Raw genomic sequence first — 11,502 nt, forward strand, 5'->3', positions numbered from 1 at the left:
AGCAAACCCTGCGCCAAACCCGCGCTCTTGCCTGCCATGTCTGGCGCCGGGTCCCTTGCGCAAAAGGGTTGTTTCCCCGAGCCAACGAACTTCCGCTCAAGGCTGCAACCGGCCGAGTGTCGTCAGGGCGACCCAGAGCGTGGCGAGGTCTGCGGTTTCGCTGACGTCGAGGCCGGTGAGCCGCTCGACCTTGCGGATGCGGTAGAGCACGGTTTGACGGTGGAGGTGCATGGTCTCTGCGGTGCGCTGCCACGACCGGCCATTCTCAAGGAAGCGCGTCAACGTCTCGATGAGCTCGGCCGATTCGGCCTCGGACCGGTCAAGGACGGGTTGCAGGATCCGCCGCACGAAGGCCTTGGCCTCGTCCGGGGTCCGGGGGCCGAGTTCTGGTACCGCCTCGGAGTAGCGCACGACTCCACCCCGCTGCGACTCAGCGATCTCCGCGGCCCAGCGTGCCTCGCGCTCCGCATCGGCAATGCGGCTCGCCCGAGCGACGGTGAGGGAGATGCCGACGCGCGCTTCGTCGCCGACGGCGTCGAGATATCGGTCGACGGCGTCGGTTACTACGAGCGAGATGGCTAGCCCTGACCGGTGCACCGTGAGGTGAGCGGTGTCGTTGCGCCACAGCTGGACGTGCAGTTCGCGCATCCGATCGGGGTCGTCCCCGCGCGCCGCGATGACAACGAGCTCGTGCGGCTCCAGGTGCCGCTCGACCAGGTGCTGCTCGATCGAGCTGGGCGAGATGTACCCGTCCAGGATCTGGACCAGCAGTTCAGCCCCCGCGCGTCGCTGGTGCTCGATGGTCAGCCGCGCCTGGGAGAGCGCGAGCGCGCAGACGGTCGCCGCGTGTTGAAGCAGGATGGCATCGGGTTCGTGGTCCGGCCGGGGCTCACAGACCAGGAGCGCGTCGTCATGGGTGGGAATGGTGCTGGTCAGCACCCGTCGTCCGTCGTCGAGCTGAGCGGCCATCGAGCCGGCGCGAAGTCGACCCTTCCCGCCGGTCACTGCGGCCCGGACTGCGGCATCGGGACCCTCTTCGCCGGACCAGAGCCCGCCCGACCCGCGCTCACAGATCACCACCGGGCACTCCAGCTCGCGAGACAGGGACTCGGTCAACTCGCGTAACCCGTCCTTGTCGGCCGAGACGCGTTGCAGAGCCCGATAGATGCGCTCGGTGCGGATCAGCCGCTGAGATTGCTCAAGCAACGTAGCCTCGGCCACGGTCCTCGAGATCGAGATGAACGGCATCGGGTAGGCGATCCACAACACGGGGAAGCCCAACTCGTCGCTGACCGTAGCCAGGCGGCGCGTCAGCGACGGACAGTACATCTCTGCTCCGATCGCTAGCGCCGTTGCACCGTGTTCGACGAGCTGGCGAATGAGGTCTTCCTGGGCAGCTGCTGCCTTGGGAAAGGACATCCCGTTGGTCATGAGCAGCTCACCTCCGGCTACCCATCGCCACGGGTCGGGAAGGTCGGTTGTGTGCGTCCAGGAGACGGTGCGGTCACATCCGGCCGCGCCGGAGTGCAGGGTGAGCCGAAGGTGCGGCATCTCGAGGAGCTCGGCCACGGTGATCGGCATGGCGCAACCATAAATGAGTACATGGCTGATGTGCGATCGTACAAAGCGGTCGAAAAGGTTTGAGCAGTTGACGGCTGTCGGCACGCGGCCTCGACGACCTACACATGGAGGACCACTTCGTCGCCACCGCACCATGGCGAACCTGTCACAAGGAAGGTCCCATGACTGCGACATCCCACTTGATCGACGATGCGCCACTCACGTCGTTCCACAAGAAGTTGACGGTCTACTCGTCTGGCGGCCCGTTCGTCGACGGCTACGCGATCGCGATCATCGGGTTCACTTGGGCCACCATGTCCACGTCGATGGATGTCACAACCACCGACAAGGGCCTCATCGCCGCAGCCGTCCTCGTCGGCATCTTCGTCGGCGGAGGCCTGTTCGGCTGGGTGACCGACAAGGTCGGCCGACACGTCATGTACATTCTCGACCTACTAGCCCTCGCCCTCTTCTCCGCACTCTGCTTCTTTGCCACCGAGATTTGGCAACTGGTGGTCCTGCGGTTCCTGATCGGCGTGGCCATTGGGGCCGACTACCCCATCGCCACCTCGCTCTTGGCGGAATACCTCCCCGCGAAGTACCGCGGTCGCATGCTCGGCGCCACCTTCGTTGTCTGGGCCGTGGGTGCCACTGTCGCCCCAGTCGTCGCGATCCTGGCCCAGGCGGCCGGCGACGATGCCTGGCGCTGGATGCTGGCCAGCCCCGCACTCTTCGCCATGGTCACGCTTCTTCTCCGTCTGGGCACGCCGGAGTCGCCACGCTGGCTCGTCGCGCGGGGCCGCGTGGACGAGGCGGACGCATCGATCAAGAAGGTCTTCGGCCCGGAGTACGGCGTCAAGGACCTCGGTGAGCCCGAGCCCGAGGGCACTGCCACCTTCGCCACCGTCTTCAAGGCGCCCTACCTCAAGCGCACACTCTTCGTCAGCCTCTTTTGGATGTGCCAAGTCATCCCGCTGCTGTCGATCTACTCTTTCTCCTTCGATTTCATCGCCAAGGCCGGGATCACCGGCAACGGCGCCGAGGTGTTCCTCGCAGCACTGTTCGTCGTCGGCGGCATCCCGGGTCTGCTCCTGGTGGACAAGATCGGACGCAAGGCCCTGCTGATCTACAGCTTCTCTGCCATCGCTGTGGTGTGGGGGGTCGCCGGATTGGTCCCGGGCCTGGGAGCGATGGCCATCTTCGCGGTCATCTGCTTCTTCGCCGTCGCCTCCGGTACCTCGAACTTTCTGGAGGTCGTCTACCCCAACGAGCTGTTCCCGACCGAGGTGCGGGCCACAGCCGTCGGCATTGGCACCTCCGCCAGCCGCATCGGTGCCGCCGTCGCCGTCTACCTGATGCCCTTCGCCCTCGACCGCGGCGTCAACTGGGTCCTGCTCGCCGGAGCAGCCGTGTCCGCGGTCGGCCTCCTGGTAACCCTCGCCTGGGGTGTCGAGACCGCTGGCCGGTCCCTTTCGGACGCGTCTGGCGGTACCAAGAAGGCCGACCCCACGCCCGACTCCAACCTGATCGGAAGCTGACGTGAGCGAGCACACTCCCATCGGCGCCCTCGACGCGACCGTCATCCCCCGGTTCGCTGGCCTGGGCACCTTCGCCCGGATCCCGGACATCGGCGCCGTCCCCGACTACGACATCGCCGTCCTCGGCGTCCCGTTTGACGGCGGCACGTCCTACCGGCCCGGTGCCCGCTTCGGGCCCATGGGCATCCGCCAGGCCTCACGGCACCTCCGCCCGAAGTTCCACGTGGAGTTCGACACCGCTCCCCTGGAACAGCTTCAGGTCGTCGACGCCGGCGACGTGCCCTGCACGCCGTACGGCATCGACGAGGCGGTGAAGCAGATCGAGGGATTCGCCCGGGAGGTCGTCGGAAGCGGCGACCGGCGCATCGTGACGCTGGGAGGTGACCACACCGTGGCCCTGCCCATGCTCCGCGTGGCGCGGGAGAAGTACGGTCCCGTCGCGCTCATCCACTTCGATGCGCACCTGGACACCTGGGATACCTACTTCAATGCACCGATCACGCACGGCACCGTGTTCCGCCGGGCGTTCGAAGAGGGTCTGCTGGCCGAGGACCAGTCGATCCACCTCGGCATCCGCGGCCCGATCTACGACAAGCTCGACCTGGTCGATGACGCGACCTTCGGGTTCAGGATCATTCGTGCCGGTGACCTCGACGTGCTCGGTATCGACGGCGCGGTCGACATCGTCCGTCGCCGCGTGGGCGATGCCCCGGTCTACATCTCGATCGACATCGACGTCCTGGACCCGGCCTTCGCACCGGGCACCGGCACACCGGAGATGGGGGGCTTCAACAGTCGCGAGCTGCTCCACCTGCTCCGCCGGCTCGACGGCCTCAACATCGTTGGCGGTGACGTCGTCGAGGTCGCACCCGCCTACGACCACGCTGAGATCACCTGCGTCGCGGCCGCCACCGTAGCGTTCGACCTGATCACCTTGATGACGAAGGCCGGTGCACACCAGCCGGCGGAGGCCGTCGGAGCCTCCGCCTGACCCGCACGAGCCGCCGTCGGGAACGATGTCACCTCGGTGGCGCGGGCCGAGTCCACCAAGGTCCACCCGCGGACGCCTTCGGTCGTGCGTGCGGACCTCGCCGCAGGTCTCGCACCCGCCGCGTTGACCCCCGCTACAAAGGAAGGGCCTGATCAGCAGAAATGCTGATCAGGCCCTTCGGCTTTCCCGGGTCTGCGGGTCGAACCGCCGCCCGCGCTTCCGGAGACCGGCTGCAGGCAGGGTCGCCGGAATCATCGTCGCGGCGCGGCGGTTTCCCCGGCATGGACGTCACCGGGGAATGGCTCTGATGCGCGTATCGATCCTGGACCGCAGCCGAACGCGCGACGGGGAGTCCGACGCCGAGGCGATCGCGGGCACCGTCGACCGCGCGGTCCGGGCCGAGCGCCTCAGGCTGCACAGGTTCTGGGTCGCCGAGCATCATGCTGTGCCCGGCATCGCGGGCGCGTCGCCCACGGTCCTGCTGGCCGCCATCGGTGCCCGAACGAGCTCCATCCGTCTGGGCACGGGCGGGATCATGCTGCCGAACCACAACCCGCTGGTCGTCGCAGAACATGCGTTGATGCTCGAGGCGCTCACGCCGAGCCGGATCGACATCGGCATCGGTGCGTCGCTGGCCTTCACGTCCGGTGTCCGCAAGGCCCTCGGCAGGACCGTCCTGCACGACGGCGAGCACGCGGCCGCCGTCGAACAGCTGCGGGCCTACCTGCATGGCACGGCGGGCGTGGCCGCGAAGCCGCGGGTCGCACCGCCGCCACTGTTCCTGCTCGCGATCAAGAACGGGCTCGCGCTCGCCGCGCGGCTCGGCCTGCCCGCGGTGATCGGTGGGCCCGCACTGCTCGACACCGAGGCGACGTCGGCCTACTTCGACGCCTTCCGCCCCGGGCCGCTCGGGTCCGAGCCGTACCTGGTGGCGAGTGTCGACGTCGCGGTCGCGGACACGGCCGAACGCGCGAGGCGGCTCCTGCTCCCTGAGGCCTGGGCGCTGGCCAGCTCGCGGCAGAGCGGGAGCTTTGCCCCGCTCCAGTCCGCCGACGAGGCGCAGAAGCTGCTCGACCAGGCGCCCGACACGGCCCGCGCCGCCGTCGCCCGGTGGTACCGGACGGCGATCACGGGAACGCCCCAGCAGGTGGCTGACGACGTCGAACAGCTTCTCGCTCGGACCGGCGCCGTCGAGCTGATGGCGACCACCAGCACCTACGACCGGGACGACCTCGCGGCCGTCGACGAGGCACTCGCCGCACTGCAGGACGGATAGCCGGCGCCGGACCCGGCTAGCCGTCCGCGTCATGGATCGACGGCGTCCCCCATGTCAGTCCTTCGTCACCCCGGGCGCCGGCGCGGTCGAGTCCCGGACGGTGAGGCTCGTGGCGAGCTGGACGTGGCGGGAGGCGGGCTGGACGCCGTCCGCCATGGTGAGCACGGTCTCGACGGCCATCCGGCCCATCCCGGCCAGCGGCTGGTGCACCGAGGTGAGCTGCGGCGTCGTCCAGGCGGCCTGGGGTGTGTCGTCGAAGCCGACGACGCTGAGCTGCTCGGGCACCGCGACGCGCAGCTCGCGGGCCGCGGCGAGCACGCCGACGGCGATCTCGTCGTCGCCGGTGACGATCGCCGTCGGCGGCTCCGGCAGCGCGAGCAGCTCGCGGCCGTGCACCAGACCCGTGCTGATCGAGAACGGGTCGCTGCGCACCAGGGACCGGTCGAGGCTGATCCCCGCGGAGTCCAGGGCCGCCCGGTAGCCGTGCAGGCGCTCGCGCGCCGCGGCTGACGCCGGCGGGCCGCCGATCCAGCCGATCCGGCGGTGGCCGAGCTCCAGGACGTGTTCGGTCGCGGTGCGTCCGCCGGCCCAGTTGGCCGAGCCGACACTGACGGTCCGCGGATCATCCACGTCGACGGGGTCGATCATGACGAAGGGCATGCCGACCTCCTTCGCGGCCTGCAGCATGGCGTTGGGCTCACCGAGCGTGATGCCGACGATGCCCACCACCCCCGACTCCTTCTGCTCGGCCACCCAGGCCCGCGCCGCCGCCTTGGTCGCGCGCACCGCGCGGTCGGGGGCGAGGCGCACCAGGAGGTTGGCCTGGGCGCCCGTCGCCGCGGCGAGGACGCCCTGGAGCACGTTGGAGACGTAGGGCGGGTCGAGCACGTCGACCACCGTGGCGATGGTGCGGGTCCGCGGCGGCTCCCACTGGGTCGTGGTCGGCCGGTAGCCGAGCTCGGCGACCGCCCGCAGCACCCGGTTGCGGGTGTCCTCGGCGATGTCGGGCCGCCCGTTGAGCGCCTTGGACGCGGTGCCGGTGGAGACGCCGGCCTGTCGTGCGACGTCGGCGAGTGTCGCGCGCTCGCTCGGGGGCCTGCCGGCCATGGGTTTCCCTTCGTCGAAACTGTTTCGAGCCTACCGATTGCTAAGGGCGCCGTCAATCTCCCGTGAACTCTCATCTCGGGGCCGTTGACGCTCGACGGCAGTCGTCGCTAGAGTCGCTGCTTGATCGATAAAGTTGCGAAACTATTTCGCTATGTTCCACCAAGCACGGACTCAACGAGGAGGACAGGGCGATGAGGCTCTTTACCAAGGCGCGGCTGGTGTGCACCGCGCTCGTGGCGGCGGGTGCGCTCGCCGCATGTTCAGGTGCGGGCGGCACGACGGGCAGCGCCGACGGCGGCGGTGGCACCGCCGACCAGCCGGTGAAGCTGACGGTGTGGAGCTGGGACGGCACCGTCGAGCTCGCCGTCCCGGGGTTCGAGAAGGCCAACCCCGGTATCGAGGTCGAGGTCGTGAACGCCGGCTCGTCCTCCGACGAGTACCAGGCGCTCGACAACGCGATCCAGGCCGGGTCGGGTGTCCCGGACCTGGCGATGTTCGAGTACTTCGCGGTCCCGTACTTCGCGATCCCCGGCAAGCTCGCCGACCTCGCCCCGCTGGGCGCCACGGAGCTGGAGGGCGACTACGTCCCCTCGGCCTGGAACAACGTCACCATCGACGACGGCGTCTACGCCCTGCCCTCGGACTACGGCCCCGCCGTCATGTTCTGGAACGAGGCGACCTTCGCGAAGGCGGGGATCAAGGAGGCACCCGCGACCTGGGACGAGTACTACGAGGCCGCCAAGAAGATCCGCGCCCTGGGCCCGGACTACTACATCACCCAGGACACGAACGACCTCTTCTTCCTGCTGTCGCTGATCTGGCAGGCCGGCGGGCGGCCGTTCGAGGTCGACGGGACGTCGGTGCACATCGACTTCTCCGACGAGGGGACGCAGAAGGCCGTGGCCTTCTGGCAGAAGATGATCGACGAGGACCTGGTCAACACGAAGATCAGCGCCTGGTCCGACGACTGGAACCGCGCGCTCAACGACGGCACGCTCGCCTCGCAGAACATGGGCGGCTGGCTGACCTCGACCCTGCCCGAACGGGCGCCGGACGCCGCGGGCGACTTCCGCGTCTCGCTCATGCCCCAGTGGGAGGAGGGCGAGAAGGTCGGCGCCGAGAACGGCGGCTCGGCCTTCGGGATCCCGGAGGCCGCGGCCAACAAGGAGGCGGCCTTCAAGTTCCTGGAGTACTTCACGCACGGCGAGGGCCTGCAGCCCCGGGTCGACGCCGGTGCGTTCGTGCCGAACACGTCGGTGCTCGACAGCCCGAAGTTCCAGAGCGTGAAGAACCCCTACTTCGGTGACCAGAAGACGGGCGAGGTCCTCGCGGAGGCCTCGAACATCGCCGCCGTCGGCTGGCAGTACCCGCCGTTCTTCGAGTGGGCGCGCAGCACCTACGGCGACATCGCCACGCCGTTCTACACCTCGGGTGAGGGCTCCCTCGCGGAGGTCTTGCAGACCTGGCAGCAGCGCTCCATCGACTACGGCAACGAGCAGGGGTTCCAGGTTGACTAGTCCACGCAGGCGGCAGATCGGCTGGGCGTTCGTCGCGCCGTTCGGCATCCTGTTCGCCCTCGTGTTCATCGTGCCGATCACGTACGCCGCGTACCTCAGCCTCTTCCAGGACCGGATGGTGGGCGGCTCGTCCTTCGTGGGCATGGACAACTACAGCAAGCTGTTCGCCGACCCGCAGTTCTGGGACGGCGTCTCCCGCGTCGTCTGGTTCACGCTGATCCAGGTGCCGATCATGCTCGTGCTGGCCCTGCTGCTGGCGCTGGCGATGGACTCGATGCGGCTGCGCGGCATGCGGTTCATGCGGGTGGCGATCTTCCTGCCCTACGCAGTGCCGGCGATCGTCTCCACCCTGATGTGGGGCTTCATGCTCGGCGTCCGGTACGGGCTGTTCGGCAGCATCAACGGCTGGCTCGGCACCGACCTCGACCCGTTCCGGCCGAGCACCACGCTGATCGCCATCGGGATCATGGTGACCTGGGCCTTCACCGGGTACAACATGCTGATCTTCGACAGCGTGCTCAAGGCGGTCCCGCACGAGCTGTACGAGGCGGCGGCGATCGACGGCGCGGGGGAGCTGCGGGTGATCCGGGCGATCAAGCTGCCCGCGCTGCGCGGCTCGCTCGTGATCACGATCATCTTCTCGATCATCGGGACCTTCCAGATCTTCAACGAGCCGCAGATCCTCCCGTCGATGGTCGCCAACAGCGGGATCACGACGTACTACACGCCCAACCTCTACGCGTTCAACCTCGCGTTCACGGGCTCGCAGCAGGGCTACGCCGCCGCACTCGCCCTCGTGATGGCCGCTTTCACCATCGCCATCGCCTACGCGGTCCAGATCCGAGGCATGAAGAATGCCCTCGACCAGTAGCCGGAGACCTCTGATGACGACCACCATCGCCGACGTCCGGCGTCCCGGCAGCACGGCACGCCGACGTCTGTACACCCTCACCAATCCCCGGAAGAGCGGCGCCCTGACCTTCCTGACGGGGCTGTTCACCCTCTATTGCCTGGTGCCGCTGGTCTGGCTGACCATCAACTCCACGAAGTCCCAGGCGGACTTCGTCTCGAGCTTCGGCTTCTCCTTCGGCACCCGGTTCGCGCTGTTCGACAACATCGCCGCGGTCTTCACCTACGACGGCGGCATCTTCTCGCGCTGGCTGCTCAACACCCTTCTGTACGTGGTCGCCGGGGCAGTGGTCTCGACGTTCCTCGCCGCGCTGGGCGGCTACGCGCTCGCGAAGCTGGAGTTCACGGGCAAGCGGGTCTTCCTGTTCGTGGTGCTCGGCGCCATCTCGGTGCCGGGCATCGCGCTGGCCATCCCGCAGTTCCTGCTCTTCGCGCAGCTCGGCCTGACGAACACGCCCTGGGCGGTGCTGATCCCGTCGTTCCTCAACCCGTTCGGGCTGTACCTCATGTGGGTGTTCGCCGCGGAGGCCGTGCCCACCGGCCTGCTCGAGGCGGCGAAGATCGACGGCGCCGGCGAGTTCCGGACGTTCTGGCAGATCGCCCTGCCCATGCTCGTCCCGGCGACGGTGACCGTGCTGCTCTTCTCGTTCGTCTCGATCTGGAACAACTACTTCCTGCCCCTGATCATGCTCAAGGACCCCGACTGGTACCCGCTGACCGTGGGCATCAACCAGTGGAACAAGCTGGCCTCCACCGCGGGCAACGGTGAGCTGCTCCAGAACCTCGTCCTGACGTCGTCGCTGCTCACGATCATCCCGCTGACCGTGGCGTTCATCTCGCTGCAGCGCTTCTGGCAGTCGGGCCTGAGCCTCGGCGCCGTCAAGGGCTGACCCGACATCCGTGAGAGAAGACAGAGAGAGCATGGTGGACAACGAGATGACCTTTCCGGAACTGACGATCGACGGCGCAACGCGCACCGGGACGCCGCTCCGGCACGTCTGGAACGAGTGCGTCGGCGCCGGCCGGGCGAACGAGGCGTTGCGGGCGGACTGGCAGGGGCACTTCCGCGAGGCGGTCGCCGAGCTCGGGGCGCGGTTCGTGCGGTTCCACGGCCTGTTCCACGACGACATGTTCGTCTACCGCGCCAGCGACGGGGGCGGGTTCGGCCCGCAGACGCCCCTCGACGAGCCGGTGCTCACCTTCAGCTACGTCGACAAGGTGTTCGACTTCATCCTCGAGACGGGCGCGCGTCCCTTCGTGGAGCTCGGGTTCATGCCGCGCGAGCTGGCCACGGAGACCGAGACCCTGTTCTGGTGGAAGGCCCACTGCAGCCCGCCCAAGGACATGGCGCGCTGGGTCGAGCTGGTCACCGCGACCGTGGAGCACTGGATCGAGCGCTACGGCCTGGACGAGGTGCGCCAGTGGCGGTTCGAGGTGTGGAACGAGCCGAACCTGGTGCCCTACTTCTGGACCGGCACGAGGACGCAGTACTTCGAGCTGTACGAGGCCACGGCCCGGGCGATCAAGGCGATCGACGGGGAGCTGAAGGTGGGCGGCCCGTCTACCAGCGTGTTCGTCCCCGACGACCGCTACAAGGGGGAGTGGGAGGACCGCTCCGTCGAGCACGCGACGGCGGAGGCCGACGACGTCGACGCGCTCGACTGGCGTCCCGTGTGGATCGAGGAGTTCATCGACTGGTGCGCGGGCCGCGAGGTCGCGCTCGACTTCCTGTCCACCCACCTGTACCCGACCGACGTCGCGTTCGGGGCCTCCGGGCAGGCGCGCCACATCCGGCGCCAGGTGGATGCGACGTACGACGACCTGGTCGCGCTCCGGAAGATCATCGCCGGCAGCCCGTTCCCGGACGCCGAGCTGCACATCACTGAATGGTCGAGCTCGCCGTCGAGCCGCGACAACATCCACGACACCGTGTTCGCCGCCACCTACATCACCCGGGCCTTCCTGCGGTGCGCCGCGTTGGCCGACTCGATCGCCTACTGGACCTTCACCGACGTGTTCGAGGAGGGCGGAGCCGGCATCGGCCCGTTCCACGGTGGGTTCGGCCTGGTCAACGAGCAGGGCCTGCACAAGCCGACGTTCCACGCCTTCGCGATGCTGTCCCGGCTCGGCGACACGGTGCTGGCGTCCACCCCGCAGGGGGTGATCACCCAGGACGCGACGACGGGCGCCCTGTCCGCCGTCTTCTTCAACTACCCCGACGACATGGGCACCCGAGGGGTGGGCTCCGAGACCAGCTACGCGGCCACGCGCAAGCTGGCCTACATCGGGCCGGGGCGCAGGATCCGCCACACCGTCGAAGGCCTCGCCCCGGGCACGGTCTTCCGGGTCGAGGGCCTCGACTGGGAGCACGGCAACGTCGCGGAGGCGTGGCATCGGATGGGCGAGCCGCTCAACCTCACTCCCGCCCAGACGGCCGAGCTGCGCGTGACCGCCGACGCGCTGCGCACCGCGACGCTCACCGTCTCGGAGGCCGGGGTGCTCGACATCGACCTCGACCTGCCGGCGTGGGCGGTGCTGTCGATCACCCAGGCCTAGAAGCTCGGAAAGCTGTGTGGCGTCGTGGTCCGGCCGATCGGCCGGACC

9 protein-coding genes are annotated in these 11,502 nt (G+C 68.5%); 7 read left to right on the plus strand and 2 right to left on the minus strand.

Translation table 11 applies throughout. From position 1 onward, the window contains the following. Nucleotides 1–96: 96 nt before the first annotated feature. Nucleotides 97–1,581, minus strand: coding sequence for a PucR family transcriptional regulator (locus ACFT2C_RS05810; RefSeq protein WP_377206062.1), 1,485 nt, complete (start codon nt 1,579–1,581; stop codon nt 97–99). 161 nt (nt 1,582–1,742) lie between these two features. On the opposite strand from ACFT2C_RS05810, the gene ACFT2C_RS05815 reads away from it, so the two are divergent. The 3 genes from ACFT2C_RS05815 (at nt 1,743) to ACFT2C_RS05825 (ending at nt 5,365) form a co-directional block, all read left to right on the plus strand. Then, nucleotides 1,743–3,098: an MFS transporter gene (locus ACFT2C_RS05815; protein ID WP_377206063.1), complete on the plus strand. Its 1,356-nt coding sequence runs from the start codon at nt 1,743–1,745 to the stop codon at nt 3,096–3,098. A 1-nt stretch (nt 3,099) separates the two neighbouring features. Beyond that, complete coding sequence (gene speB / locus ACFT2C_RS05820; protein ID WP_377206064.1) at nt 3,100–4,089, plus strand: agmatinase; 990 nt, start codon at nt 3,100–3,102, stop codon at nt 4,087–4,089. A 307-nt stretch (nt 4,090–4,396) separates the two neighbouring features. Beyond that, on the plus strand, nt 4,397–5,365 hold the full coding sequence (locus ACFT2C_RS05825; RefSeq protein WP_377206065.1) for an MsnO8 family LLM class oxidoreductase: 969 nt from the start codon (nt 4,397–4,399) through the stop codon (nt 5,363–5,365). A 54-nt stretch (nt 5,366–5,419) separates the two neighbouring features. Here the strand turns inward: ACFT2C_RS05825 and ACFT2C_RS05830 are convergent, their stop codons facing one another. Continuing rightward, complete coding sequence (locus tag ACFT2C_RS05830) at nt 5,420–6,472, minus strand: LacI family DNA-binding transcriptional regulator (protein ID WP_377206066.1); 1,053 nt, start codon at nt 6,470–6,472, stop codon at nt 5,420–5,422. A 191-nt stretch (nt 6,473–6,663) separates the two neighbouring features. On the opposite strand from ACFT2C_RS05830, the gene ACFT2C_RS05835 reads away from it, so the two are divergent. From ACFT2C_RS05835 to ACFT2C_RS05850, 4 genes are read left to right on the plus strand one after another with little or no spacing between them, the layout of a single operon-like run. Further along, nucleotides 6,664–7,989: an ABC transporter substrate-binding protein gene (locus tag ACFT2C_RS05835; protein ID WP_377206067.1), complete on the plus strand. Its 1,326-nt coding sequence runs from the start codon at nt 6,664–6,666 to the stop codon at nt 7,987–7,989. Then, the gene (locus ACFT2C_RS05840; protein WP_377206068.1) at nt 7,982–8,860 is read left to right on the plus strand and encodes a carbohydrate ABC transporter permease; all 879 of its coding nucleotides are present in this window, start codon (nt 7,982–7,984) and stop codon (nt 8,858–8,860) included. The genes ACFT2C_RS05835 and ACFT2C_RS05840 overlap by 8 nt, the downstream gene beginning before the upstream one ends. Before the next feature lie 13 nt (nt 8,861–8,873). Further along, complete coding sequence (locus ACFT2C_RS05845; RefSeq protein ID WP_377206069.1) at nt 8,874–9,788, plus strand: carbohydrate ABC transporter permease; 915 nt, start codon at nt 8,874–8,876, stop codon at nt 9,786–9,788. Nucleotides 9,789–9,834: 46 nt separating this feature from the next. Further along, entirely contained in the window at nt 9,835–11,454 is a 1,620-nt protein-coding gene (locus tag ACFT2C_RS05850) for a beta-xylosidase (protein WP_377206070.1), read from the plus strand. Nucleotides 11,455–11,502 lie beyond the last annotated feature (48 nt).

Source organism: Promicromonospora sp. NPDC057138 (genome assembly GCF_042670845.1).
Taxonomy (GTDB): Bacteria; Actinomycetota; Actinomycetes; order Actinomycetales; family Cellulomonadaceae; genus Promicromonospora.

What these genes read in the sequence shown, in the direction of transcription:
- ACFT2C_RS05810 (WP_377206062.1), bottom strand. Translation starts at nt 1,581, where the DNA reads ATGCCGATCACCGTGGCCGAGCTCCTCGAGATGCCGCACCTTCGGCTC.
- ACFT2C_RS05815 (WP_377206063.1), top strand. Translation starts at nt 1,743, where the DNA reads ATGACTGCGACATCCCACTTGATCGACGATGCGCCACTCACGTCGTTC.
- ACFT2C_RS05825 (WP_377206065.1), top strand. Translation starts at nt 4,397, where the DNA reads ATGCGCGTATCGATCCTGGACCGCAGCCGAACGCGCGACGGGGAGTCC.
- ACFT2C_RS05830 (WP_377206066.1), bottom strand. Translation starts at nt 6,472, where the DNA reads ATGGCCGGCAGGCCCCCGAGCGAGCGCGCGACACTCGCCGACGTCGCA.
- ACFT2C_RS05835 (WP_377206067.1), top strand. Translation starts at nt 6,664, where the DNA reads ATGAGGCTCTTTACCAAGGCGCGGCTGGTGTGCACCGCGCTCGTGGCG.
- ACFT2C_RS05845 (WP_377206069.1), top strand. Translation starts at nt 8,874, where the DNA reads ATGACGACCACCATCGCCGACGTCCGGCGTCCCGGCAGCACGGCACGC.
- ACFT2C_RS05850 (WP_377206070.1), top strand. Translation starts at nt 9,835, where the DNA reads ATGACCTTTCCGGAACTGACGATCGACGGCGCAACGCGCACCGGGACG.